A 25,216-nucleotide genomic window follows, 5' to 3' on the forward strand; every position below is an offset into this window, starting at 1 on the left:
TCGGTGCGGCCACTGTCCATCGAGAGGAAGATTTCAGCTGCGGCCATTCTAACGGCGTACAGCGTCGGAGGATGCGGCCCTACGCAGACTGATTAAAAACAGCATGCTAGAGTCGCCGGCATATTTTCAGAGGGTCAATTGATGCGTGTTTTTCTGCTGCTGAGCCTGTTCGCACTGTCCGGCCTGGCCTGGGGTGAAGCCTGTGTGGTGCATAGCCAGGCTGAGCGCCTGGATGTGAAGGTATGCCAGCAGAACCGCAGCATCCCACCCAACCTATTCCGCACTGGTTTCTGCCAGCCGCAGCTAAAAGGGCAGAAAGTAGAGGTGGAGTTTGTCGAGCAGTGCCCAATGGGTTCCTTCGGTGTGTGCCGCAACTCAACAGTCGGCGGCACGCCCTATAAGCAGGATGTGCATTATTACGGCGTTGCCAGCGACGCCACCTATCTCAAGCCCTTCTGCGAGCAGCAGAGCAAGGGCGTGTGGATGGCGCGCTAGCCGTCATCAAAACGTAACCCCGTCTATGTTCTAGTGGCCTTGGGTACCTCACCCCTGCATGCCGGGTCACGCGCCGGTGTGCCTTTCTGGTGCTTAAGGCTGCTGTCTGCGCAGCCTATTTTTTTGCCTGAATTCAGGCCAGCCAATCCAGCGTCAGCAACAAGCGCCGCTCACCGGCCGGCGGTTGCGGCGAGCGGTGAATCAGCCCGCCGCCCTCGTTGCCGATCCATTTCTCGCCCTTGGCCAGCAGCACATGCCCGCTCTCGGCACGCTTGATCAGCGCAGCATCATCGGGCTCAGCCGCCGGATCGCCAAGGCGACGGCGCGCCATCACGCCCTCTTCCAGCCATTCACTGCCTATCCCGGCATAGCTGGTAATCAAGCGCACCGGCACATGATCAACGTGAAAACGCGGGCACATGGCCTTGTCGAGAATGCGTAGGCGCAGGCCGATACGTGTGGCGTCGAACAGGCAGGCAAAAGCGCTGACCAGCCAGCTGACATCCTGCAAAAAGGCCGCCTGGCCCGACAGATCACTATAGCCATCAACCAGACCACTGAGGCTCGGCTCGCTCTCCGGGCTGGCCAACTCCAGCACCATGGATTGGCCCAGCGCCTCGCCCTGGGCTAACAGGGCGTTGGCAAAATCGCTGATCGGCGCGGGCAGCTGGCGCTGCCAGAGCGCCAGGTTGACCTCATCACGCAGCACCTCACCGAATACATCAATCTGCTCGCTGCGAACCTGCTGCAACGGTTGACGCAGTACAGGCGCCAGCATCAGGCGGCCTCCTCATGCCAGGGCCCGAAGGGGTCAGGCAGCGCGCGCCAGGCATCAACACCGAGGGCCATTTCCGCCTCGGTGAGCAGGCAGGCATCCAGCTCGGCGGTCAGTCGAGCGAAGTCGATATTCTGGCCGATAAATACCAGCTCCTGGCGGCAGTCGCCGGTCTGGGCCTGCCAGTTTTTCATGATCGCCTGCAGCCCTTCTTCGTCGGTCGGCCATTGCGCCTTAGGTACGAAACGCCACCAGCGCCCGGCAAAACCATGGCGCATCAGACCGCCGGCCTGGGACCAGCTGCCGGCTTCCTGATACTTGCTGGCCAGCCAGAAGAAGCCCTTGCTGCGCAGCAGACGGCCATTGCTCCATTCACGGTTGATAAAGTTGAAGAAGCGCTCGGGATGCAGCGGCTTGCGCGCCCGGTAAGCGCTGGAGGCAATGCCGTACTCCTCGGTTTCCGGCACATGCTCACCACGCAACTCCTTAAGCCAGCCCGGCGCCTGGGCGGCGCGCTCGAAGTCGAAACGGCCAGTGTTGAGGATCTTCTCCAGCGGCACCGCACCCATGGCCATCGGCACGATTTCGGCGTGGGTATTCAGGCCCTTGAGAATGGCCATCAGCTCCTCGCGCTCATGGCTGCTGATCAGGTCGATCTTGCTGATCAACAGTACATCGGCGAATTCCACCTGCTCGATCAGCAGGTCGGTGATTGAGCGCTCATCCTCTTCACCCAGGGTTTCGCCGCGGCTGGCCAGGCTTTCGGCCTCGTGGAAGTCGCGCAGGAAGTTCACCCCGTCGACCACCGTGACCATGGTGTCCAGGCGCGCTACATCGGCCAGGCTCTGGCCGTCTTCGCCACGGAAGGTGAAGGTCTCGGCCACCGGCAGCGGCTCGCTGATCCCGGTGGATTCGATCAGCAGATAGTCGAAACGGCCATCACGGGCCAGGCGGCCGACTTCTTCCAGCAAGTCTTCGCGCAGGGTGCAGCAGATGCAGCCGTTGCTCATTTCCACTAGCTTTTCTTCAGCGCGGTTCAGGCTGACATCACGCTGAACTTCGCTTCCATCGATATTGATCTCGCTCATATCGTTGACGATTACCGCCACTTTCAAGCCCTGGCGGTTTTTCAGAATGGCATTGAGCAGGGTGCTTTTACCGGCACCGAGAAAGCCGGACAGCACGGTTACAGGAAGGCGATTGGTCATGGTTTCAGTCTCCATCAGCGTGGCGCAGGTGTTTTTCACGTTGTTCCTGACGCTCTTTGGCTTCGATGCACAGGCTCGCAGTGGGCCGTAGCAGCAGGCGCTTGAGGCCGATCGGCTCGCCGGTTTCCACGCACCAGCCGTACTCACCACGGGCCAGGCGATCGAGGGCTTCATCGATCTTGTCGAGCAGCCTCTTTTCCCGCTCCAGCAGACGCAGCTGCCACTGGCGCTGCTCTTCGGCGCTGCCAATGTCGGCGGGGTCGCTGCTGGTTTCGCGTTCGCGCAGGGTTTCGAACTCCTCGGCAATACGGTTCTGCAGTTCATCACGCTGGCTGAGCAGCAACGTGCGGAAGAACTGCTGCTGCGCGGCGTTCATATAGTCATCCGCCGGCTGAGCGAGCAGTTCGGCGTGGGTGAGTGGTGTTTCGGTCATCATCAGGATTAACTGGCTTTGTAATTTACTTGTTATAACATAACATTTAAATCCTTCACCGAGCGGCTGATTTCTGATGAACGCACTGACTTTGCCCGACATAGCCACACAAGCGCCTGCCAACCCACAGACGCTTGACTGGGTAGGCATGCAGAGCATCGCGCTGCCGATCAACCTGGCTGGGCAACGCATCCAGGTCCACGCCGATATCGGGGTCAGCCTGGATGATGGCAATGCCCGCGGCATTCATATTTCGCGCCTATATCTGGCGCTGCATGGGCTGGAACACTGCGAACTGAGCACGACGACGCTGCGGCAGCTGCTGAACGAGTTTCTGGACAGCCACCAGGACCTGTCACAACAGGCGTCCATTGCCTTGCGTGGCGAGGCCTTGCTTAGTCGCCCAACGCTGGTCAGCCCCCTCGCCGGGTGGAAGTCCTACCCCTTCGAAGTGCGTGCACGCCAGGATCTATGGGGGTTTCACGTGGAACTGCAGGTAGAAGTAGCCTATTCCTCGACCTGCCCGTGCTCCGCTGCCCTGGCGCGCCAGCTGATTCAGCAGCGCTTTATCGAGGACTTCGCCAACCAGCCGCTGGACCACGCACAACTGCTGGCCTGGCTCGGCTCGCCCCAGGGTATAGTCGCCACGCCGCACAGCCAGCGCAGCTACGCCACTTTGCAAGTGCGCCTGCACAGCGACAGCGCGGAGTTGCCGCTGGTTGAGCTGATCGACGCCGCCGAACAGGCCCTCGGCACCGCCGTGCAGACTGCGGTGAAACGCGCCGATGAGCAGGCCTTTGCCCTGGCCAACGGACAAAACCTGATGTTCTGCGAAGACGCCGCTCGCCGCCTGCACAGCGCCTTGCGTAAACAACTGGCGTTCAGCGCCTTTCAGCTGCGCGTGGTGCACGCGGAAAGCCTGCACGCTCACGATGCCGTCGCCGTCAGCCGCTGGAACTGGCGCTGAAGCGATTTACCGGGCCCATACGCGGCGCTAACCTGCCCGGTAAACCCAATTGCAGACCACTCGATGACACCCCAGCCGTCCGCCGCGTTCAACTTACGGGCCTACCAACCCCAGGATCTACCCGCCCTGGTCGCGTTATTTCAAGCCTCGGTCAATCAGCTGACCGCCCCGCACTACAACGCCGCGCAGCGTCAGGCCTGGGCGCCAGAGGTTGCGGACATGCCCGCCTGGCAAACTCGTTTGGCCCCACTTGAGTTACTTATCGCCGAAGATGGCGGCGCTATAGCTGGTTTTATCGGCTTTAGCCTGGATGGGCATATCGACCTGCTGTACTGCGCGCCCAGCCATGTCCGCCAAGGTGTCGCCAGCGCCTTGTATGCCGCTGCCGAACAACGCCTGCGGGAGGCTGGTGTGCACACGCTGCATACCGAAGCCAGCCTGGTGGCCCAGGCGTTTTTTGCCAGCCAGGGATTTTCTGTGCAGCAGGCACAGACGGTGACACGCGGCGCTGTTATGTTGCCGCGCATGCTGATGGGCAAAACTCTGGAGCGGCGATGAACACCCTGACGATTATCGTGCTGACCGCCGTGGTGCTGGCAGCCTGCGCCCTGGCGCTGTGGAGCTGGCACAACCAGCGCAAGCTGGAAAAACTCGATGAGCGAATCAACCGGCAGAGCGAGTTGATCGCACAGCTCGACAGCGTGTTGGAAAACCCGCAGCTCAGCGAAGCCGAGCAGCTGGAAAAAAGCGAAGCCTTGCTGGCCAAGCTGCAGGAAACCCGCAAGCCCTAGTGTTGCTGATGCCATGTGTGGGAGGGGCTTTAGCCGCGACTACCGTTAATCGCGGCTACGACTGCATGGGTGCAGGAGGTAGCGCCGCGCCGGCTCCCGGCCGGCTTGCGGCATGCACCACATCCCTGTGGATCGCGAAGCAGGATGCCCGAGGCGAAAGCCCCTCCCACAAGAGCGCTCTACCAACCGCCTCCGCCTCCGCCACCGCCGCCACCACCTGACGAACCGCCGCCGGATGAACCGCCGCCACCCGAGGAACTGCTCGACGGTGGCGATGAAGCCAGTGCCGTGGCGCTGCTCAGGCCAGCAGCCAGAGCAGCGCTCATCGCCAGTGGTGTGCTGAATGAGCTGCGGCTGTGGTACCAGTCCGGTTGATAGTCACGCTGCGCCGGATCGATCAGGCCATTGGCCAATGCCGCGCTGAAACGCGCGCTCCACTTGTCCTCCACGCCGAGGGCCATGGCGTAAGGCAGGTGTTTTTCGTACAGCGCAATGCTCATCGCCGGGGCATTGCCGGCCAGGGCCAGTGCGTCGCTTTCCGCCAGTTGCAGGTAGTCACGGTAGCCTTCCAGCTGATCGAGCAAACGCCGCCCTTCAACCGATGGCGCCGGTAGCAGGTGATAGAACAGCACCACCACCAGCACATAGACGCAGAGCAGCAGCAAGGCTGGCACCGACGCCGCATCACTGAGCATCCACAAGCCAATCGGTACCGGCCAGACAAACATCAAGCCCGCCAGGCCCAGGCCGATCTGCTTGCCCAAACTGGGCTGGTTCCAGGCCATGTACAGCACAAACAGCGACGGCACGCCAAAGCCCAGGGTGAACACCACACCCGCCAGGCCGGCGGCCACATCGTCTTCGCCACGCGCGCCGGTCAGCACCATCACTAGGCAACCAACCACCGCCCAGATCAGGCCCCAGGTCCAGATGCCGCGGTTATTGCTGAACCAGGCCTTGCCCTGGGTTTGCAGTTGAGTGTGCAACCCGGCCACGGCATCGGCCAGGCGCGGCTCGTAGTCGCTGCCAATCTCCAGGGCGATACCTTCCTTGTTGGCCGGAAACAGGCGCTTGCGCAGGTCGCGATCACCCTCGCTAAAGTCGGCGCGCTCACCCGTGCCGCGGGCCAGGCTAAAACCGCCACCACGCGGTTTGTCTTCGAGATGCAGGTGCTTGCGTATGGCCATATCGGTGAGCCACACACTGAACGCCCGCGCATCCTGATAAGCCCCTTTGAAACCGCGATGCCAGAGGTAGCCGGCCTGCACCGCGCTCATGCCGCGCGGGGCTTCGAACAGAGGAATGATCAGACCTTTTTCCGGGTCACGGCCGACCCGGTCCCAGGCGCGTAGGTAAAAAATCACCAGACCGACCAGCAGCAGCGCACCCAGACACAGGCCAAGGTTATCCAACAGCACCGAGCCCAGGCGCTGCATTACACCCGGCCGCGCCACCAGGCCGGCTGGCCAATCCACGGCGACCGTCAGGCCGTGGTAGGCCGGCAAGGCTTGGCTGGTGGCCAGGCGCAGGTAGTCGTCACGCTGTTCGAGCACCTCATAGGCCTTGCCCTGCTCACCACCTGCCCCGGTATAGGCGGCCACATCACCCATCCGCGCACCCGGCGGCAGCTTGACCTCGACCGAGGCCTGAAGAATCGGGAACACCCACTGATTACCGGTGACGTTCCAATACAGCTCGTCGGTATTGCTGTGGTGCAACAGCTGGCGCTCAACCCGGTAACGCAGTTCGTACTGATAGCGCCCTGGCTGCAGCAGATGGTCGGCCGAGCCGAGGTAATAGCGTACCCAGCTGCCGTTCTGCTCGACCCGCACACGCTCCGCCTGGCCGTCGCGGCTCACCCCAAGCAGGGTGATCGGGCTGCTCTGCAACAGGCCCAGGGGCAAGCTGTAGCTGACCGGCAGATCGCGGTAGATCCCGCGCTTGATCTGCTCACCTTCGGCCTGCACGGTAATCCGCTCGGTCACCAGCAGGTTGCCGTCCGCCTGCACCTGCAGGGTCACGGCAAAGTCTTCAATCACCTCGGCTGCTGCTGCCCACAGCGGCAGCAGGCACAGGCTCAACAGGGCAAAACGCAGCACTCGCAGCATGTCAAAACTCCATTTTTGGCGATTGGACGTCACGCGGGTCATCCAGGCTGAAGTACTCGGCCTGGGTAAAGGCAAAGGGCCGCGCCACCAGATTGCTCGGCACCGATTCCACCAGCACATTCAACTCGCGCACCGCGCCGTTGTAATAACGCCGAGCCATCTGGATATGCTCCTCGACCTCGCTGATGTTGCGCTGCAGATCAAGGAACTGACCATCGGCCTTGAGCGCAGGATAATCCTCGATCAAGGCAAACAACTGGCGCAGCTGCGTACCCAGATGCGCCTCTACCGGGCCCCGCGCACCCGGTGGCGAATCGGCCAGCTGCACCGCACGCGTACGCTCCTGCACCAGCGCCTGCAAGGCGCCCTGCTCGTAGCTCATGTACTGACGCACGCATTCGACCAGCGCCGGAATCAGGCTGGCGCGGCGCTTGAGCTGCACGTCGATACCGCTCCACGCCTCGGCCACCCGCGCACGGTTGAACACCAGGCGGTTGTAGTAATAAATCGTCAAACCAGCGAGCGCCAACAACAGCGCCAGCACCACCCAGAATCCCGCCCCTTGCATAGCCACTCCTTGAGTCGCCGATCATTAAAAACAGCGCTGTTTAAATTGCGGCTGGTGAGGTGATCAATCGTAGGTTGGCGTTGAGCGCAGCTAAGCCCAACAGACCCTGACCTTTCTTGTTGGGCTTCGTCGCGTTGCTCCTCAACGGAGCGCCGCCCGACCCAACCTACCCGCCCAATCGCGGGCTTGGCCAGCCCCTACAAAGGGCCGAGCATTACGCACTCAGCATAGCCGTGGCGATCCAGCGAGCGGATCAACTTCACACCCGCTCACACGCAGCGCCACACTCGGTAACGCCAGCAAGGCGGACAGCACCCGGCAATCGCCGTATCCTCTAGTGCCAGCCACTGCGAGGCACCCCATGCAGATCGAGTTACTGGAAATCCGCGATCACCTGCAGCGCTTCCCGCCCTTCGATGCGCTGCCCGAGGACAACCTCGACGCCATCGCCCGGCAGGTCGAAGTCACCTACTTCAAAGCCGGCAGCGACATTCTCCAGTACGGCGCGGCGATTCACGAGCTGCACTATGTACGCAGCGGCGCGGTGGAAATCTACCGGCGCAACGGCGAGCTGTACAACCGCCTGAGCGAAGGCGATATCTTCGGCCAGGCCGGCCTGCTGCGCAGCAACAAGGTGCGCTTTCCGGCGCGGGCGATTGAAGACAGCCTGATCTACTTTATCCCCGCCACCCTGTTCGCCCAGCTGTGCGAAGAGCACGACGGCTTTGCCGAGTTCGTCGAGGCCGAAGGCCAGTCGCGGCTGAAATCCGCAGTGGAAAGCCAGGGCCAGGCCAGCGAGCTGATCCAGCTCAAGGTGCGCAAACTGATCTCCCGCCAGCCGGTCTGCGTCAGCCTGGATACACCCGTGCAACAGGCCGCCCAGCTGATGACCGAACAGAGCGTGTCATCCCTGGTGATTGTCGACGGCGATGCGCCCGGCGCGGCGATGGTCGGCATCCTTACCGACCGCGACCTGCGCACCCGTGTACTCGCTGCCGGGCTTGCAAGCAGCACAGCGGTCAGCCAGGTGATGACCCCCGAGCCCTTCACCGTGCAGGCCGATGACAGCGTGTTCGAGGCCATGCTGTGCATGCTGCGCCATAACATCCATCACCTGCCGGTGGTGCAGCGGCGCCGGCCGATTGGCCTGATCAATCTCAGCGACATCATCCGCTACGAGTCGCAGAGCAGCCTGTACCTGGTCAACTCGATCTTCAACCAGCCGAATGTCGCCGGCCTGCAGAGCCTGCTGGCGGACCTGCGCGGCACCTTCGTGCGCATGGTCAACGAGCAGGCCACCGCGCATATGGTCGGCAGCGCCATGGCCGGTATCGGCCGCGCCTTTACCCAGCGCCTGCTGGAACTGGCCGAACAGCAACTCGGCCCGCCACCGGTGCCCTACTGCTTTATGGTCGCCGGCTCCATGGCCCGCGACGAACAGCTGCTGGTCACCGATCAGGACAACGCCCTGGTGCTCGATGACCGCTTCGACCCGGCGCAGCACGACGCCTACTTCGCCGCCCTCGCCCAGTTCGTCAGCGACGGCCTGGCCGCCTGCGGTTACAGCTACTGCAAGGGCGGCATCATGGCCAGCAACGCCCAGTGGCGGCAGCCGCTGAGTGTCTGGCGCGGCTACTTCCAGCAGTGGATCGATAAACCCAAGCCGCAGACCCTGCTGCACAGCTGCATCTTCTTCGACCTCGACGGCGTGTATGGCGAGATCGAACTGGTGGAAAACCTCAAAGACCTGCTTGCGCAGAAGGCCAGCAGCAACCCGGCCTTCCTCGCGGCCCTGGCGCGCAACGCCCTCAACCGCACGCCGCCGCTGGGCTTCTTCCGCACCTTTGTGATGGAAACCGACGGCCAGCAGAAAAACATCATCAATCTCAAGGGCCGTGGCACCGCGCCGCTCACCGATCTGATCCGCGTGCACGCCCTGGCCTGCGGCAGCAAGGCGCAGAACTCCCTGGAGCGCCTCGACGCCATCGGCAAAACCAAACTGCTGCAGCCCGAAGCCATCAGCCAGCTGCGCTACGCCCTGGAGTTTCTCAGCCTGGTACGCGCCCGCCACCAGGCCATGGCCGCAGCCGACGGCGCGCAGCCGAACAACTACATCGAACCGGAAAAAGTCTCCGCCAGTGATCGGCACAACCTCAAGGAAGCCTTTGGGGTGATTAGCAACGCGCAGAAATTCCTGCGCTTTCGCTACCCCGCACAACCGGGAAAAAGCCTGTGAAGGCGCCCGCCACGCAGCAGGACTGGGCCGCGCGCTTTAGCGAACTCGCCGCCAACGCCCGCGACCTACGTCTGCAAGCCTTTTACCAGGCCGGCTGCGTAACCGCCGACACCCCGCTGCAAGAGGTGCCGCTGCTGGCCCTGGACGTGGAAACCACCGGCCTGGATGCCAGCCAGCACGCCATCGTCAGCCTCGGCCTGCTGCCCTTCAACCTGCAACGTATCCGCTGCGGCGCGGCGCGTTACTGGGTAGTCAAGCCGGCCAGCGAGCTGAGCGGCGAATCGGTGGCCTTCCACCACATCACCCACTCGGATATCCGCCATGCGCCGCGTTTGGGGCAGATCCTCGACGAACTGCTGACCGTCATGGCCGGCAAGGTGATGGTGGTGCACTACCGCAATATCGAGCGCAGCTTTCTCGACCAGGCGTTGCGTCAGCAACTCGGTGAGGGTTTGCAATTCCCGGTGATCGACACCATGCAGTTGGAGGCGCGTCTGTATCCCAAGCGTCAGCCCGGCTGGCTGGGCCGCTTGTTGGGCCGCCAGCCGGTGTCGATTCGTTTGGCCGACAGTCGTCTGCGTTACAACCTGCCACTCTACCAGGCACACCATGCGCTGACCGATGCGCTGGCCACCGCCGAGTTGCTGCAGGCGCAGGTGGCGACGCGGTATTCGGGGGATACGCCGGTTGGGGAATTGTGGAGCTAAGAGCGCGCTTTGCTCCCCTCTCCCGTTTACGGGGCGAAAGCGGGAAAAGCGAAGCACTGCTTCGCCCGCTGGAGCGGCCTGAGCTCTGCGAAGGACTGGGGCGCAGAGCGGGGGCTGGGGGAGAGGGCGCTTTTCGTGTTCGGCATTGCATTGCGTGTGCTGATGTTTCTGGTTGCGCCCCCTCGGGCGCGTCACTTTCTCTTGCTGCGCACAAGAGAAAGTAACCAAAGAGAATGCGCCCCTGCATCCGGGTTTCGCTGCGCTCAACTTCCCTCCCTCCGGTGCTGCTTCGGGGGCCGGCTTACAAGGGCCATCCCTGGCCCTTTAAGCCTCTCGCCGCATCCATGCGGCTCGTCCCCCTACGCAACACCTCCGCTCGGCCTCCTGATGGGGATTTGGCGCGCGGCTGATGTTTTTGTGGCTGATAAAGCAAAGGCAAAAGCTGACTGTAATTCTGTTTCAGCTGCCGTCATGGACAGTCTAAGCATGAATGCACTAGCTTCTGGCTCAAGCCGGCCAGCATTTCGCCAGTAGCTCGGGCTTACCGGCCATCATGTCGCGTTTACCTCTAAGTGCTGTCGCGTTGCTACGAACACCTGCAAGGCAGACATGGACTTAGCCAACGACTAGGAAGTTTATGCGACACATGTCGCGACATACGAGCCGCATAATCAACACTTAGGTTTAAATCATGATCATTGAATGCTCGTATTGCGAGTCAAAGGTAGATGGCGTTTTAAAGGGTGAGCACGAATCTTATGACCCTAATGAAGACCCATTTCCATTTAAGGCGGTTCTTCTTCAATGCCCAGTTTGCAACAACTCTCTACTTGGCGGGGCAGAGCTGATCCAAATAAGCTCGGACAAACACGAATGGTCTGATGCATTCAGGCTGTGGCCTAAGCAAGACAGCCACATTGACTGGAGCATTCCCGATATCGCAAGAAACTCTCTAACTGAAGCAAGGCTTTGCTATAAAGCCAGAGCATATAGCGCATCAGTAGTAATGAGTGGGCGAACATTAGAAGCAGTGTGCAAACATCACAACACTTCAAGCAGAACGCTCGCAAAAGGACTGGAAGAACTGAAATCAAAGGGCGTAATTGATGAGAGACTCTATCAGTGGAGTGATGAGCTCCGAAAACACCGAAATATTGGCGCGCACGCTTCAGACGAAAAAATATCAAAAGAAGACGCCAAAGACTTATTAGATTTTGCTGAAGCTATTTGCGAGTATGTCTTTGTTCTCAGCGAAAAATTCAATCAGTTCATGGCCAGAAAGCCAGCCAAAATCTAAAAACGTTATAAATCGGTCACTTCGCTAGGACGGGCTAAAGCCCGTACCTTAATCAAACGTTAAATAAAAGGAGAGTTATATGCCAAGCAATATAAACCCGGATGGCGGCAACAATGTAGAATATGACTTCCCTCCAGACATATGCCCTCAGTGTCACCACGCACTTAACCCAAAAGTTCTAGAGGCAACTTTAAATGGAAATTCATCGAGCAATGGAACATTGTTAGAAATTGCCTTTAAGTGCACTCACAGAAGCTGCCAAAGCATGTTTATAGGGCAATATGAAAGAAGGCTTACTCAATCCGGCGGAGCTAAAGTTGGTGTTTTCCATTTTAAGCAGTCGATACCACAAAAATATTTAGCTCCAAAAATACCTCCGGAAGTAGAAGAAATTTCAGCATCCTTTAAAGCAATTTATGAACAAGCTTGCGCTGCTGAAACATTTCAATTGAATGAAATAGCAGGTGTTGGTTATAGAAAAGCACTCGAATTCTTAATTAAAGATTATTGCATTCATAAAAAACCTGAACAGGAAGAGAGCATAAAAACCTCCTTGCTCGGCGCGGTAATTAATAACCACGTAGAAGATGTTAATCTTAAAACCTGTGCGCAACGCGCTGCATGGTTAGGCAATGATGAAACTCACTATGTAAGGAAGTGGGAAAATAAAGACATCAAGGATCTTAAAACCCTTATTGAGCTATCATGCGTATGGGTAAGAAGCAGTGTATTAACTGAAAAGTATCTTGCAGAAATGGGGTAATTCCTAATAAATTCAAGTAGTCCGCTTCGCTCACTCAGGACGGACTAAATCCAGCCCCGTACCCAAATGTAGAAGTCGAGAATTCGTATGCAGCCAGAAATTATTAATGGCCTATTCGCAATAAGTGGAGCTGTAGCTGGCGCAATCATTTCGGCTGCTCTAACGCTAGGCATTAAGCAAAAAACAAAGGAAAGAAAGGAGCTATCAGTTCTCCTTTCAAAGCCGAAACAATTAATCAGCGTGCATGATAGGTTACAAGACTCTATCGAGCTATTCGTGGCGGGCCGAGCAGCAAAAACAGCCAGTCACGTAGATTACTACATTGCCAACACTGGCAACTCTGTTTTAGAAGATATAAAACTTACCATTGAGACAGGAAGTGATACCGATATTTTTGGCGGCTGTACTCCCGATACAAATTTCAATGCCAGCACATTGGAAGACACTATTGTTAGCTGGAATGATGACGGGTCATTAACTGTTGAAGCCAAATTCCTCAATCCAGGAGACGAGCTAAGCGGCTATATTTTGCTTGCAAACATGCCAACTAATATAATCGTCAAGTACAGAGCACCTGGCGTAACCCTTAAAGTACTGAAAGATCAAGACACAGAGCGGGATAGTGTATTTACGAATATGATCTATGAAATCGCAAAGCAGAATCTCTTTCTTGATGTCTATCTAAAACTTTTTATTCCTGCCTATCGGAAACAAAGACGTAGCGAGGATTTCTAACAATGCGATCAGAGCGCTCACTTCGCTCCGCCGCCCCTTAGCGTAATCGCTAGACTCCAAGCATGGAGAGCTAACAATGACTATAAACTCATCGAAATTTGAGTCCGTCTCATTAGCCGAAGCGAGCTTTAAAGACGTCAACCTGAAACTTTCTAGCTTCACTGACGTTAACCTTGCGGGCTCGTCGTTCTCCGACGTTTCGTTAGCAGGTGCCACATTCCACAATGTCGACTTGAGCAATGTTGTAATCACTGACGCCAAGCTAGATGGCATGCTGATCAACGGTATTCTTGTGACTGAATTGCTTCGCGTATATGGCGTATAGCAAGTCACATATGAGAGCGAGCGCGACTTTTGCCGTTCGCTTTTAGTTTTCCAGTTTATTAACTCCAAATGTTCAGACGCGCGCCAAATCCCCCGTCAGAAGGCCGAGCGCAGGCACTGCGTAGGGGGACGAGCCGCATGGATGCGGCGAGAGGCGTAATGGACCAGGGATGGCCCATGTACGCCGGCCCCCGGAGCAGTGCCGGAGGGAGGGAAGTCGAGCGCAGCGAGACCCGGATGTCGGGGCGTGTTTCTTTTGCTTACTTTTCTTTGCACGAGCAAAGAAAAGTGAGGCGCCCGAGGGGGCGCAACACGAAACATCAGCACATGCGGTGCAATGCCGAACAACGACGGCAAAGCGTCGCGGCTAAAGCCCCTCCCACAGGTGTGCCGAACAGCAAAAACGCCCTCTCCCCCAGCCCCTCTCCCGCTTCACGGAGAGGGGTGAAAAACAAAGCAACGCGGGCAAACCCGCTCCTACAGGCGCCAGCCCATACAAACCCCGGGCATAAAAAAGCGCGCCCAAAGGCGCGCTCTTGTACTACCTACCAACAGCGGTCAGCGCGGTTCGCTCATCAAGCCTTTGACGATCGAAATACAACCCACCAACAGCACCAGGGTAAACGGCAGCCCCGTCGACACCGCCATGGCCTGCAAGGCCACCAGGCCGCCGCCGAGCAGCAGGGCGATGGCGATGATGCCCTCGATCACCACCCAGAACACCCGCTGCGGCACAGGCGCGTTGACCTTGCCGCCAGCGGTAATGGTGTCGATCACCAGCGAGCCGGAGTCCGACGAGGTGACGAAGAACACGATCACCAGCACGATGCCGATAAACGAACTGATCTCCGCCAACGGCAGTTCCGCCAACATGGCAAACAGTTTCAGCTCCAGCGCGGCGTCCTGCACGCCGGTAAAGCCATCGCCGACCAGCTGGCTGATGCCAGTGCCACCAAAGGCGGTCATCCACAGCACCGACACCAGCGACGGCACCAGCAGCACGGCGATCAGGAATTCGCGCACAGTGCGGCCACGGCTGACGCGGGCGATAAACATGCCCACGAACGGCGACCAGCTGATCCACCAGGCCCAGTAGAAGGCCGTCCAGCCCTGGCTGAAGTTGGCGTCTTCACGACCGACCGGGTTGGACAGCGCCGGCAGGTGCTGCAGATAAGCGCCGAGGTTGTCGAAGAAACCGGTGAGGATGGCCAGGGTCGGCCCGGCGATGATCACAAACAGCAGCAACAGAATGGCCAGGCCCATGTTCAGCTCGGACAGGCGTTTGACGCCCTTGTCCAAACCCGCCAGTACCGACACCAGGGCGATCGCGGTGATGCCGATAATCAGCAGTACCTTGCTCGCGTCTGTGGCGGCGATGCCGAACAGTTTGTCCAGACCGGCAGCTGCCTGTTCCGCGCCCAGGCCGAGGGAGGTGGCCAGGCCGAACAGGGTGGCGAACACCGCGAGGATGTCGATGATATGCCCCGGCCAGCCCCATACGCGCTCACCGAGAATCGGGTAGAAGATCGAGCGGATCGACAGCGGCAGGCCCTTGTTGAAGGAGAACAGCGCCAGCGCCAGGGCGACGATGGCGTAGATCGCCCAGGGGTGCAGGCCCCAGTGGAAGATGGTCGCCGCCATACCCAAGCGTGCAGCACCTTCGGCATCACCGGCGGCGCCTGCCAGGGGCGCCCAGTCGGTGCGTAAGCCGTCTTCACCGACGCTGACCCCGCCCATGGCGGATGAGAAGTGCGACATCGGCTCGGCCACACCGTAGAACATCAGGCCGATACCCATACCGGCGGCGAACAGCATGGAGAACCAGCCGGCGTAGCTGTAGTCCGCCGTGGCATCCATACCGCCAAGGCGCACCTTGCCCAGTGGCGAGATGATCAGGCCGAGGCAGAGCAGTACGAAGATGTTCGCCGAACCGAGGAAGAACCAGGCCAGGTGATGGGTGAGCCAGCCGCGCATGGCGCTGAACAACGGCTCCACCTGGTTTTGCAAGGCCAGGGTCAGCACCACAAACAGCACAATGGTCAGTGCCGAAATGCTGAAAACCTTGCCGTGGATGTCGAGGGCGAAAGAGAACTGCCCTTTGATGTTGTCCTGACCGATGACGTAGTCGGTGTCGATCAGATTAGCCTCGCCCGAAGGGGCGGGGATGCCGTCCAGAATTGCCGCTTCTGGTTGCGGGGTCGTGTCAGACGAAGGGTCTTTTTCCATATGGAATGCTCCTTTGGCGTGTGGCACGCATTACGCGCACGAGGACGGGATTGCCCTACTCGTACAGCCGCCTAACCAGCGGCTGCGGGGTACAGGGTAACAGCCATAGGTGATGCGTGCAGGCGCAAAGCCAGTATTGGCGGCCATTGCAGACATTTTATGGGTGGGTCTTGGGCGTATCGGGTCAGATTTAATCAGCGTTAAATCTCACGCAAAGGCGAGCAATTAGCTATGGTTGGCCTAGGCCATACAGTCATTGCGCGAGATGCCGCTCATGAGACTCCTGCTGCCCTTGCTGGCATGCCTGTCATTCCAGCTGTTGTCGTCGGCACAGGCTGAGACCTTCAAGATCGGGGTCGAACTGCAGCCCTACCTGCCTTACTCCAACGTGCAGGATGGTCAGTATCTGGGTTATGGCCGCGACCTGCTCGACGCCTTTGCGGCGCACCAGGGCCATGAATTTATCTACCAGCCACTGCCGGTAAGGCGCCTGCTCAGCGACTTTCTCAACAACCGGGTGGATTTCAAATACCCGGACAACCCGCGCTGGAATGGCGATCTGAAACAAGGCCACACCCTGCATTACAGCCAGGCGGCGGCACCTGCCATCGATGGTGTGCTGGTCAAACCGCGGTTTCTCGGCCAGGGCAAAGAGCGCCTGCGCCGCCTCGGCACCCAGCGCGGTTTTACCCCCTGGCCTTACTTGAATGACATCAAGGCGGGCAAGATCCTGCTGATCCAGGCCAACCAGATCGACTCGCTGCTGGCCATGGCCATGAGCGACCGCGTCGACGGCGTTTACCTCAACCCGCAAGTGGTCCGTCATCAACTCTATAACAGCGCCGGAAGCGGCCTGGTGTTCGACCCCAAACTGCCCTATCAGGATGACCACTACTTCCTTTCCAGCATCAGCCACCCCGAGGTGATCGAACAGTTCGACGCCTTTCTCACCAGCCAGGCCGAGCTGGTGCAAGCACTAAAAGACCGCCACGGCATCAGCGACCCGCTTAACGGCCAGTAACTCACCTCGACGGCTTACTGCGGCTGCAAGGTTCCGCAATCGGCCGCCACCCAGCGCGCATGGCTTTGCATGCTGCTGCTCTGACCGTCGAAGGTGCCGTTGACCGTTGAGGTGAACTCTTTGTCGCTGACAAAGCGCGTCTCGCCTTCGCCCTCACCGTTGGGGCAACTGAAGCGGAATTTCCACAGCTGGTCGCTGCGCTCAGTCACTTCATTGCTGCAGCCGGACTCGGGGTCTTGCATGGGGATCTGCTGGGCCTTGATCTGCGCTTCGCTCATGCAGATACGCACGCCCTTGTCGCCCAGCTGCACGCCCTGCTGGGCCATCATCTGCTCCATCATCTGGCGTTGCTCGGGCGGCAGGTTTTTCATCTGCTCGAGCATCTGCTCCATCCCCGGCACCGCCTGGCCGCCGACCTGCATATTATTCGAGCTGATTTCCCAGAGGCCGGGCTGGATATCCACCGCGCTGGCCAGAGCAGGCAGCAGGCAGAGACTGAGTAGCATGGGATTACGGAGGGCGCGGCGCATAAGCAGCTCCTGAAATAAGTGGGCGACCCTGCAAGCGTAGACCTTGTTACGAAACGTCCGCCTCGACCTCTTCACGGTAGATCCGCAGGCCGCGCGCCTGGTAATTGGCCAATGCGCTGGGGTGATCAAGGCTGCAGGTATGCACCCAGACCTTGGTGGTGCCGGGCCAGGCCCAGGCGCACTGCAGCGCGTGAGTGAGCAATGGGCCGCCAAACCCCTGGCCGAAGAAGGCCTCGGCCAGGCCGAAATAGAGAATCTCCACCGCACCGTCGGCATCGCGCAGCAGCTCGTAATAGCCGGCAATGGCGCCCTGGTGATAGGCCACCCAGGTGCGGTGATTGGCCTGCTCGATCAGCGCGCGCCACTGCGCGTCGGTCCAGCTGAGTTTGTCGGTCCACTGCCAGGGCTCGCCGACCAGCTGGTAGAGAAAGCGGTTGAGCTGAAACTGTTTGAGCTGGCATTCCACCACGCTCAGGTCGGCCGGCAGCGGCTTGGCGCGGATATGCTCGGGGTGCTGCATGTCCAGGTAATAGGTGATGGTGTTCATCGGCTTCCTGCTTGGGATGGCGGGGTAGATTGGGTAGCGCGGCGCTCCGTTGAGAAGTGTAACGACGAAGCACGGTAGGTTGGGTTAAGGAGCACAGCGACAAAGCCCAACACGTCCAGCCAGGCATGTTGGGCTTCGCTGCGCTCAACACCAACCTACATATGAACAAAACCCCCACCGGCATCGCCAAATGGGGGTTCTCCTCTTTTTACACCAGGGCTTGTGGCCCGGGAGCAGACGTCGCCTTAGCGGTCGTCCTGGCCTGCCGCCGAAGCGGCCGGGGAGCTTTGCTCACAGCTCCAGAGTTCCAACGCCGGCTGGGTCGCTTGTGGCGGGCCGAGCCATTCACTCATCGAGTGACAACGCTGGTTGAAACACAGTTGATAATCCCCTGCCTCGGGGGTTCGCCCCAAACGCAGTGGTTGCAAGGGGGGTAGCTGACGCTGGTAATGCCAGCTGCCCTCGCGCAGTTCGGCGCCGTCTGGAATCTCCATACCGGCCCCGGAACCCTTGACCCGCGCTTCGCCGAGGAGCAACCCCTCAGGCGTCACGCGGTAATCCTCTTCCCAACGAATCTTCTCGATGGTGTGTGTCCAGGCCAGGGTAAAGCTCGGCGTGGGTACTTCTGCCCATACCGCGCCCGCCAGACCCAGGCACAAACCAATCACGCCGCCGCTACCTCGGCGCGATGCGCACGCCAGAAGTGCTGAGCGATAAACAGCGCCGCCAGGGCGAAGCCAATCTCGTCACTCATCGGCGTAGCCAGAATCAGGCTGGCGCCGGCAGCAAAACCCAGCGCGCGCTCCCACCAGCTCAGTTTGGCCTGCAGGTAACCGGTAAACACCACACCCCAGATGCCGATGGCCAGCAGGGCCTTGAGCACCACATAGAGCGTGGCCAACAGGCTATCGCCCTGCAGCATCAGCGCCGGCTCGTACACCGCCATAAACGGCACCACGAAGCCGGCTACGGCAATGCGAATCGCCCACAGGCTGATCTTCAGGCCGCTTTCCTTGGCAATCGGTGCGGCTGCAAAACAGGCCAGCGCCACCGGCGGGGTGAGGTCGGCCATGATGCCGAAATAGAACACGAACATGTGTGACACGATCAGCGGCACGCCCAGCTCCAGCAGTGCCGGCGCGGCAATCGAGCTGGTGATGATGTAATTGGGAATGGTCGGGATGCCCATGCCCAGCACCAGGCAGGTGAGCATGGTCAGCACCAGCGAGAGGAACAGGTTGTCCTGGCCGATGGCCAGGATGTAGCCGGCAAAAGTCGAGGCCACCCCGGTCAACGACACCACGCCGATAATCACCCCCACCAGGGCGCAGGCAATGCCTACCGGCACGGCATGCCGTGCACCTTCCACCAGCGCGTGCAGGCAGATCGTCAGGGTGTCGCGGCCGCCTTTGATAAACCAGCACACCGCCACCAGCAGCGCGACCACACCAAACACCACGCCGATGCCGAGCTGGAAGAAACCGGCGCAGAGCACGCCCAGGGCAATCCAGAAGGCAAAACGCATGGCCTTGGACGACACCCGCAGGATGATCGCCGAACCAAGAATCACGATGGCGGTCAGCGCCAGGCCGACCATCCCGGAGAACAGCGGCGTGCGTCCGGAGAACAGCAGGTAGATCAGGATGAACAGCGGAATCAGCAGGTACCAGCGCTCTTTGATCGCCGCCCAGGGATTCGGACACTGGTCTTTCGGCAGGCCCTGCAAGTTGGCGCGCTTGGCTTCCAGGTGAACCATCCAGAACACCGAGCCGAAGTACAGCATGGCCGGAATCAGCGCGGCCTTGGCCACCTCGAAGAACGGCACGTTGATCGTCTCGGCCATGATAAAGGCCACCGCACCCATGATCGGCGGCATGATCTGGCTGCCCATCGACGAGGTGGCTTCCACGCCACCGGCGAACGCCGGCTTGTAGCCAAAACGCTTCATCAGCGGAATGGTGAACTGGCCGGTGGTAACCACGTTGGCCACGCCCGAACCGGTGATGGTGCCCATCAGCGCCGACGACACCACGGAGACCTTGGCCGGGCCGCCGAGCTTGTGGCCGAACAGGCCCATGGCGAAATCGGTGAACAGCTTGATCATGCCCGCCTGTTCGAGGAAGGCGCCGAACAGGATAAACAGGAAGATATAGGTGGCCGATACATAGGTCGGCGTGCCGTACAGTCCCTCGGTACCGAACGCCAGCTGGTTGACGATCTGGTCGATGGCATAGCCACGGTGCATCAGGTCGCCCGGCAGGTACTGACCGAACAGGCCGTAGACCAGAAACAGCGCGCAGATCAGCGGCAGGGCAATGCCCATCACCCGCCGCGCGGCTTCGAATACCAGCACGATCAGCACCAGGCCGACGACCATGTCGCTCTGAGTCAGGTCACCGGAGCGCTGAATCAGATCGGCTTCGAAATACCACTGGTAAAACGCCGTGGCCATACCGGCCAGGCCCAGTAGCCAGGCCATCGGCTGCCAGGGCTGGCCCTTGCCCCGGGCCGGAAAGCAGAGAAACACCACCAGCAGCAGAAAACCCACATGCACCGCACGCAGAATCTGGCTGGATACCGGGTGGAAGGCCGCGGTGATGATCTGAAAAATGGAAAACAGCAGCGCGACATAAAACAGCGCTTTCGGCCACTCGCTGGGGTTGGCGGCGAGGCCTTGGTTTTGCTCACTCATGAAGGTTACACCCTCGTTACAACGTCGATAGCGCAAGAGTCGCCAACAAAACCTGCCGTGGCCTGCACGCCGGTTTTATTCGCAGCTCTAGCTCGTGTCCGGAGAGGTTGGCGCTGCGCACAGCGCCAACCTACACCTGCAACCCTTCAGCAGCCTTACAGTGCGCCGGCTTCCTTGTAGAAGCGCTCGGCACCTGGGTGCAGCGGAATCGGCAGACCTTTGGCCGCGCCTTCCAGCTTGATGTCCTTGGCCGCCGAGTGGGCGTTGCCCAGGCGCTCAAGGTTGTCGAACATCAGTTTGGTCATCTGGTAGGCCACTTCCTCGGACACACCGTCATGGCTGACCAGGATGTTCTGGATGGCCACAGTCGGTACATCGGCATCCTGACCGTCGTAGGTGCCGGCCGGGATCGCGGCAGCCTGGTAGGCGGCGTTGTCGATCTTCGCGGTGATCTCCGCCGGGATGGCAACGAAAGTGATCGGCAGGGTCGCGGCCAGGTCGCGAATCGCCGCCATGCCCAGGCCCGAGGACTGCAGGGTGGCATCCAGCTGACGGTTCTTGATCAGCTCGACCGACTCGGCGTACGGCAGAAACTCCACCTTGCCCATGTCTTCATAGCTCAGGCCAGCGGCCTTGAAGATGGCGCGGGCATTCAGCTCGGTGCCGGATTTCGGCGCGCCAACGGAGATGCGCTTGCCCTTCAGGTCAGCCAGGGTGGCAATGCCGGATTCCTTGCTGGCGACGATCTGGATGTAGTTCGGGTAGGTGCCGGCAATCGCCCGCAGTTTTTTCAGCGGCGCCTTGAAGCCGGCGTCTTCCACGCCATTCCAGGCATCGGCCACCGAATCACCCAGCGCCAGCGCCAGCTCACCACGACCGGCTTGCAGCAGGTTGAGGTTTTCCACCGAGGCTTTGGTCGCTTGTACCGAGGTCTTCGAGCCTTCGATGCCGTTGCTATACAGCTGCGACAGGCCCACACCAATCGGGTAATACACACCGCTGGTGCCGCCGGTCAGGATATTGATAAAGGTCGGGGCGGCGAGTACCGCGGTGCTCGCGGTAAAGGCTGCGGCAGCAGCAAACAGGCTGAATCGTTTGGTCATTCGCATGGAAGAATCTCCGTCGTTGTTATGGCTTTATGCAGAGGTTTTCACTGTAGACGCTGCGCGCCACCCAGGTGGCGGTGCAGCACCGGGACTAACGCAATGGCGAAAAGGAGCAGAGGCTCACGCGCGGCCTGAGCCGAGCGCACAAGAGATGGGCAGTTGATAGCGGACGCGACAGGCGCGCAGATGCTGCGGGGCAGTGCATGGGATTCACCTCTTGTCTTTCTTATAGAGGCCGAGGCAATCGAGTGCCTGGCTGACAAGAGCTATAGCAGATGCCGTGCCAGTGAAAGAAAAGCCCGCGCTAGAGCGGCTTCATCACAACGTACGACAATCCTAACTGCGGTAACAAGCGAAAATCCGCCAATGCCGAAAACCCTATAGGCGGAAAACAGCCGATTCACATACCCATTGCTCAACGGCAGTGCTCACGCGTTTACAGGCCTTTTCTGCCAGATCATCGCCCTTCTTGGCCATTTCCACGGTTCGCGGTCAGCGATAACGCTCAAGTCACTAGGATGGCTGAGCACAACCTCCTCACTCGTGAGTAAGCCCCCAGCCGATGCCTGAAGAACCAGCATGGCTGACCAAGGAAATACGCCCATGCCCAGGTTTGGCCTGCTGTACCTGAGTCGTCTCTTCGTTCTCTGTGCGCTGTTAACTGGCTGCTCGGCTGATGATGGCCCGGACCTGATCCTGCACGGCGGCAACGTGCTGACCGTCAACCCGCAGGACCAGGTGCTCGAAGCACTTGCCGTACGTAATGGAGTGATCCAAGCCGTTGGCAGCGACACGACGATACTGGCCCTGCAAACCGCCCGTACCGAGATCATCGACCTGCAGGGCAGCAGCGTATTGCCCGGCTTTATCGCCGCCCATGAGCATCCGACCCTGAGCGCGGTGTTTAACGGTGCAGCGGACCTTTCTGGCTTTACTCATACGCACAACGCTGATGTCTGGGCGGCTCTGAAACAGGCCGTGGCCAACGCTGAGAAAGGTGATTGGGTGTATGCCGGCGGAATCGACCCAATCCTCACTCCGGACCTGGACGTACCCATGCGCCAGACACTGGACCAAATCGCCCCGGATAACCCGGTGTTACTGGTGTCACAAACCCTGCACTCGTTCTGGGCCAACTCCCGCGCCTTTGCCGAGGCCGGCATCGACAAGAACACTCCCGACCCGGGTGATGGCGCCTACTACCAGCGTGACAGCAGCGGCGAGCTAACCGGCTTTATCGCGGAAAACCGTGCCGCACAGCCGCTTCTGCACGACCTTAAATCACCCTGGAAGCTGCTTGATCGCTATGAAACCGTGCTCGACAACCTGGTGGCCAACGGCTTCACCTCGGTCGCTTCACTGGGCTTCAACGTCCCACCGCTGATGGCGCGCTTTATCTCCTCGGATAACCTGCAACCGCGCATCCGCCAGTTCTTTTATCTGGTCGAAGATGAACTGAAATATCTGCCCGAGAAACCCGATTACGACGATCCTTATTTCCGTGTACTCGGCGTCAAACTCTGGCACGACGGCTCGCCCTACACCGGCAGCATGTTCACCAGCTCGCCCTACCTCGCCAGCCCACTGGCCAGCAGCCTGGGTATCGCTGCGGGCAGCCATGGCGAGGCGATGTTCAGTCAGGCCGAGATGCAGGCAAAAATTCAGCGCTACACGGCAGATGGCTGGCAAGTCGCGATCCACAGCCAGGGCGATGCTTCAGCACGCGCCGTGACTCAGGTGATCAAGACGGCAGGTCCACTTACCGGCCAGCTGCCGGTGTTGCGGTTGGAACATGGTGTGGAGCTACCTGCGGACAGAATTGCACCGCTGGCCAAAATGGGCGTGAGCGCGTCCTTCCACATCAATCACATTCTGTATTACGGCGACGCGCTGGAAGACTCGATCATCGGTTCGCGCATGGCGCAGCAGGTATTGCCGGTGCGCAGCGCCTTCGAGCAGGGCATGCGCCCGACCCTGCATGCAGACAGCCCGATGTTTCCAGCCAACCCGTTCAGCCTGATGCAAACAGCGATCGCCCGCACCACGAGCTCCGGGCGCACACTCAACGCGGCCGAGGCCATCGATATTCACCAAGCGCTGCGGGCGATGACCATCAACGGTGCTTATCAATTACGTATCGAAGCACAGGCCGGCAGCCTGGAGCCAGGCAAGTGGGCCGATCTGCTGATCGTCGACCAGAACCCCTACCAGGTCGCGACCACCGACCTGCAACAGATCAAGGTGCAGGCGGTATACCTGGCCGGACAGCGCAAGTACGCGAATAGCGACGAGTAGGCCCTATTCTTCGTCATTGCTGCCGGCTGGCCGATAGCTGCTGCGCAGCAGACCGTGGCGCTGCATCTTCTCGTTGAGGGTGCGGCGTGGCAGCTGCAGCAGCGCCATCACCTCGGCGATATTGCCCTGACAGTGCTGCAGGGCGCGGTGCAGGCATTGCGCCTCGAAGGCCTCCATCTGTTCGGCCAGCGATTGCACCGGCAGACCATCGCCACTCTCCACCCCGCCGCTCAGGCCCAGGGCATGCCGTTCGGCGGCGTTGATCAGCTCACGCACGTTGCCCGGCCAGTCATGCGCCAGCAGCCGAGTCAGCTCGCTAGGCGGCAGGCTCGGCATCTCGCGGCCATGGCGTTGCGCGGCCTGATTGGCGAAGTGTTCGAACAGCAGCGGAATGTCTTCACGGCGTTCGCGCAGCGGCGGAATACGCAGGGTGGCGACGTTCAGCCGGTAGTAGAGGTCTTCACGGAAACGCCCGGCCTTGACCTCATCGAGCAGGTCTGGTTTGACCGCGCTGATTACCCGCAAGTCGACCCGAATGCTCTTGTTCGAGCCCAAGCGCTCCAGGGTCTTCTCCTGCAACACACGCAGCAGTTTGACCTGCTGGGCCAGCGGCAGACTTTCCACCTCATCAAGAAACAGCGTGCCGCCGTCGGCATGCTCGATACGGCCGATGCGCTTGCCCTGGGCGCCGGTAAAGGCGCCGCTTTCATGGCCGAACAGCTCGCTCTCGAACAGGTGCTCGGGAATCGCCGCGCAGTTCAGCGCGACAAACGGCTTGCCGGCACGGTTGCTGAAATCATGCAGGCAGCGCGCAACCCGCTCCTTGCCGCTGCCGGTGTCGCCACGCAGGAGGATATTCACCGAGGTGCCGGCCAGTTCGAGGATCTGCCGGCGCAGGGTTTCCATCGGCTTTGACACGCCCAGCAGCTGCGCTTCGATATGGTCCTTGAGGGCGAACTGCTGACGCAGCTGGCGGTTCTCACAGACCAGCCGGCGCTTGTCCAGGGCGCGGCGCACGCTGTCGAGCAGGCGTTCGGGGGTAAAGGGCTTTTCGATAAAGTCATAGGCGCCCTGGCGCAGTGCCTGCACCGCCATCGGCACATCGCCATGCCCGGTGATCAGAATCACCGGCAGGTCGCGGTCGCGCTCCAGCACGCTGTCGAGCAGCTGCAGGCCATCGGTGCCAGGCATGCGCACATCGCTGATGATGATGCCGGGGTAATCACGCTCGACCAGTGCCAACGCGGCCTGCGCCGTGGCGCAGCTGTGCACGCTGAAGCCGGACAGTTCCAGCCACTGCTGCACCGCCTCGCGGATTGCCACTTCATCATCGACGACTATTACGTGCCCGGTCATATCACCTCCTGATCAATCGGCGGCAGTGTAATGCCA

The 25,216-nt window shown here is 60.1% G+C and carries 24 protein-coding genes; 12 read left to right on the forward strand and 12 right to left on the reverse strand.

Annotated elements, in window-relative coordinates:
- Positions 1 to 141: 141 nt before the first annotated feature.
- Positions 142 to 495 carry an NADH:ubiquinone oxidoreductase gene (locus ACIN8IBEIGE_RS06200; RefSeq protein WP_160013882.1) on the forward strand — a complete coding sequence of 118 codons (354 nt, stop codon included), beginning with the start codon at positions 142 to 144 and terminating at the stop codon, positions 493 to 495.
- 133 nt (positions 496 to 628) lie between these two features.
- On the opposite strand, the gene ACIN8IBEIGE_RS06205 is transcribed toward ACIN8IBEIGE_RS06200, so the two are convergent.
- The 3 genes from ACIN8IBEIGE_RS06205 to dksA are packed head-to-tail and all read right to left on the reverse strand — an operon-like array spanning position 629 to position 2,911.
- Complete coding sequence (locus ACIN8IBEIGE_RS06205) at positions 629 to 1,273, reverse strand: DUF1826 domain-containing protein (protein WP_160013883.1); 645 nt, start codon at positions 1,271 to 1,273, stop codon at positions 629 to 631.
- A complete protein-coding gene (gene zigA, locus ACIN8IBEIGE_RS06210) occupies positions 1,273 to 2,478 on the reverse strand; it encodes a zinc metallochaperone GTPase ZigA (protein WP_160013884.1) in 1,206 nt (401 codons plus the stop codon). Before zigA ends, ACIN8IBEIGE_RS06205 begins: the two co-directional genes overlap by 1 nt.
- Before the next feature lie 4 nt (positions 2,479 to 2,482).
- The gene (gene dksA / locus ACIN8IBEIGE_RS06215; protein WP_160016322.1) at positions 2,483 to 2,911 is read right to left on the reverse strand and encodes an RNA polymerase-binding protein DksA; all 429 of its coding nucleotides are present in this window, start codon (positions 2,909 to 2,911) and stop codon (positions 2,483 to 2,485) included.
- Positions 2,912 to 2,987: 76 nt separating this feature from the next.
- On the opposite strand from dksA, the gene folE2 reads away from it, so the two are divergent.
- The 3 genes from folE2 (at position 2,988) to ACIN8IBEIGE_RS06230 (ending at position 4,669) form a co-directional block, all read left to right on the forward strand.
- Entirely contained in the window at positions 2,988 to 3,878 is an 891-nt protein-coding gene (gene folE2 / locus ACIN8IBEIGE_RS06220) for a GTP cyclohydrolase FolE2 (RefSeq protein ID WP_160013885.1), read from the forward strand.
- Positions 3,879 to 3,941: 63 nt separating this feature from the next.
- Positions 3,942 to 4,436, forward strand: coding sequence for a GNAT family N-acetyltransferase (locus ACIN8IBEIGE_RS06225; RefSeq protein WP_160013886.1), 495 nt, complete (start codon positions 3,942 to 3,944; stop codon positions 4,434 to 4,436).
- Positions 4,433 to 4,669 (forward strand): hypothetical protein, encoded by a 237-nt coding sequence (locus ACIN8IBEIGE_RS06230; protein ID WP_090378522.1) that lies wholly within the window; start codon positions 4,433 to 4,435, stop codon positions 4,667 to 4,669. Before ACIN8IBEIGE_RS06225 ends, ACIN8IBEIGE_RS06230 begins: the two co-directional genes overlap by 4 nt.
- A gap of 179 nt (positions 4,670 to 4,848) precedes the next feature.
- Here ACIN8IBEIGE_RS06230 and ACIN8IBEIGE_RS06235 read toward each other — a convergent pair whose 3' ends face one another.
- A complete protein-coding gene (locus ACIN8IBEIGE_RS06235; protein ID WP_160013887.1) occupies positions 4,849 to 6,777 on the reverse strand; it encodes a DUF2207 domain-containing protein in 1,929 nt (642 codons plus the stop codon).
- Position 6,778: 1 nt separating this feature from the next.
- On the reverse strand, positions 6,779 to 7,345 hold the full coding sequence (locus ACIN8IBEIGE_RS06240) for a LemA family protein (protein ID WP_160013888.1): 567 nt from the start codon (positions 7,343 to 7,345) through the stop codon (positions 6,779 to 6,781).
- A 361-nt stretch (positions 7,346 to 7,706) separates the two neighbouring features.
- On the opposite strand from ACIN8IBEIGE_RS06240, the gene ACIN8IBEIGE_RS06245 reads away from it, so the two are divergent.
- The 6 genes from ACIN8IBEIGE_RS06245 (at position 7,707) to ACIN8IBEIGE_RS21130 (ending at position 13,408) form a co-directional block, all read left to right on the forward strand.
- A complete protein-coding gene (locus ACIN8IBEIGE_RS06245) occupies positions 7,707 to 9,581 on the forward strand; it encodes a DUF294 nucleotidyltransferase-like domain-containing protein (RefSeq protein WP_160013889.1) in 1,875 nt (624 codons plus the stop codon).
- A complete protein-coding gene (locus ACIN8IBEIGE_RS06250) occupies positions 9,578 to 10,288 on the forward strand; it encodes a 3'-5' exonuclease (RefSeq protein ID WP_160013890.1) in 711 nt (236 codons plus the stop codon). The genes ACIN8IBEIGE_RS06245 and ACIN8IBEIGE_RS06250 overlap by 4 nt, the downstream gene beginning before the upstream one ends.
- A 691-nt stretch (positions 10,289 to 10,979) precedes the next feature.
- Positions 10,980 to 11,585, forward strand: a complete 606-nt coding sequence (locus tag ACIN8IBEIGE_RS06255; protein ID WP_160013891.1) for a DUF4145 domain-containing protein — start codon at positions 10,980 to 10,982, stop codon at positions 11,583 to 11,585.
- Between the two features lie 79 nt (positions 11,586 to 11,664).
- Positions 11,665 to 12,348: a hypothetical protein gene (locus ACIN8IBEIGE_RS06260; protein WP_256665044.1), complete on the forward strand. Its 684-nt coding sequence runs from the start codon at positions 11,665 to 11,667 to the stop codon at positions 12,346 to 12,348.
- Between the two features lie 87 nt (positions 12,349 to 12,435).
- A complete protein-coding gene (locus ACIN8IBEIGE_RS06265) occupies positions 12,436 to 13,083 on the forward strand; it encodes a hypothetical protein (protein WP_160013892.1) in 648 nt (215 codons plus the stop codon).
- 76 nt (positions 13,084 to 13,159) lie between these two features.
- Positions 13,160 to 13,408, forward strand: a complete 249-nt coding sequence (locus tag ACIN8IBEIGE_RS21130; RefSeq protein WP_160013893.1) for a pentapeptide repeat-containing protein — start codon at positions 13,160 to 13,162, stop codon at positions 13,406 to 13,408.
- Between the two features lie 557 nt (positions 13,409 to 13,965).
- Here the strand turns inward: ACIN8IBEIGE_RS21130 and ACIN8IBEIGE_RS06275 are convergent.
- A complete protein-coding gene (locus ACIN8IBEIGE_RS06275) occupies positions 13,966 to 15,633 on the reverse strand; it encodes a BCCT family transporter (RefSeq protein ID WP_160013894.1) in 1,668 nt (555 codons plus the stop codon).
- Between the two features lie 274 nt (positions 15,634 to 15,907).
- On the opposite strand from ACIN8IBEIGE_RS06275, the gene ACIN8IBEIGE_RS06280 reads away from it, so the two are divergent.
- A complete protein-coding gene (locus ACIN8IBEIGE_RS06280; RefSeq protein WP_160013895.1) occupies positions 15,908 to 16,654 on the forward strand; it encodes an ABC transporter substrate-binding protein in 747 nt (248 codons plus the stop codon).
- A gap of 14 nt (positions 16,655 to 16,668) precedes the next feature.
- Here the strand turns inward: ACIN8IBEIGE_RS06280 and ACIN8IBEIGE_RS06285 are convergent, their stop codons facing one another.
- The 5 genes from ACIN8IBEIGE_RS06285 to ACIN8IBEIGE_RS06305 all read right to left on the reverse strand — a co-directional run bounded on the left by ACIN8IBEIGE_RS06285 (position 16,669) and on the right by ACIN8IBEIGE_RS06305 (position 21,532).
- Positions 16,669 to 17,184 (reverse strand): DUF3617 domain-containing protein, encoded by a 516-nt coding sequence (locus ACIN8IBEIGE_RS06285; protein ID WP_160013896.1) that lies wholly within the window; start codon positions 17,182 to 17,184, stop codon positions 16,669 to 16,671.
- Between the two features lie 46 nt (positions 17,185 to 17,230).
- Positions 17,231 to 17,731 carry a GNAT family N-acetyltransferase gene (locus tag ACIN8IBEIGE_RS06290; RefSeq protein ID WP_160013897.1) on the reverse strand — a complete coding sequence of 167 codons (501 nt, stop codon included), beginning with the start codon at positions 17,729 to 17,731 and terminating at the stop codon, positions 17,231 to 17,233.
- A 245-nt stretch (positions 17,732 to 17,976) separates the two neighbouring features.
- Positions 17,977 to 18,399, reverse strand: coding sequence for a DUF1850 domain-containing protein (locus ACIN8IBEIGE_RS06295; protein ID WP_160013898.1), 423 nt, complete (start codon positions 18,397 to 18,399; stop codon positions 17,977 to 17,979).
- Positions 18,396 to 20,423 carry a TRAP transporter permease gene (locus ACIN8IBEIGE_RS06300; RefSeq protein WP_160013899.1) on the reverse strand — a complete coding sequence of 676 codons (2,028 nt, stop codon included), beginning with the start codon at positions 20,421 to 20,423 and terminating at the stop codon, positions 18,396 to 18,398. The genes ACIN8IBEIGE_RS06295 and ACIN8IBEIGE_RS06300 overlap by 4 nt, the downstream gene beginning before the upstream one ends.
- 155 nt (positions 20,424 to 20,578) lie before the next feature.
- Complete coding sequence (locus tag ACIN8IBEIGE_RS06305) at positions 20,579 to 21,532, reverse strand: TAXI family TRAP transporter solute-binding subunit (RefSeq protein WP_160013900.1); 954 nt, start codon at positions 21,530 to 21,532, stop codon at positions 20,579 to 20,581.
- Positions 21,533 to 22,132: 600 nt separating this feature from the next.
- Between ACIN8IBEIGE_RS06305 and ACIN8IBEIGE_RS06310 the strand changes: the two genes are divergently transcribed.
- On the forward strand, positions 22,133 to 23,824 hold the full coding sequence (locus ACIN8IBEIGE_RS06310; RefSeq protein ID WP_160013901.1) for an amidohydrolase: 1,692 nt from the start codon (positions 22,133 to 22,135) through the stop codon (positions 23,822 to 23,824).
- Positions 23,825 to 23,827: 3 nt separating this feature from the next.
- On the opposite strand, the gene ACIN8IBEIGE_RS06315 is transcribed toward ACIN8IBEIGE_RS06310, so the two are convergent.
- Complete coding sequence (locus tag ACIN8IBEIGE_RS06315) at positions 23,828 to 25,180, reverse strand: sigma-54 dependent transcriptional regulator (protein ID WP_160013902.1); 1,353 nt, start codon at positions 25,178 to 25,180, stop codon at positions 23,828 to 23,830.
- Positions 25,181 to 25,216 lie beyond the last annotated feature (36 nt).

The organism is Pseudomonas sp. 8BK, from assembly GCF_902506475.1.
In the GTDB taxonomy this organism is placed as follows: domain Bacteria; phylum Pseudomonadota; class Gammaproteobacteria; order Pseudomonadales; family Pseudomonadaceae; genus Aquipseudomonas; species Aquipseudomonas anguilliseptica.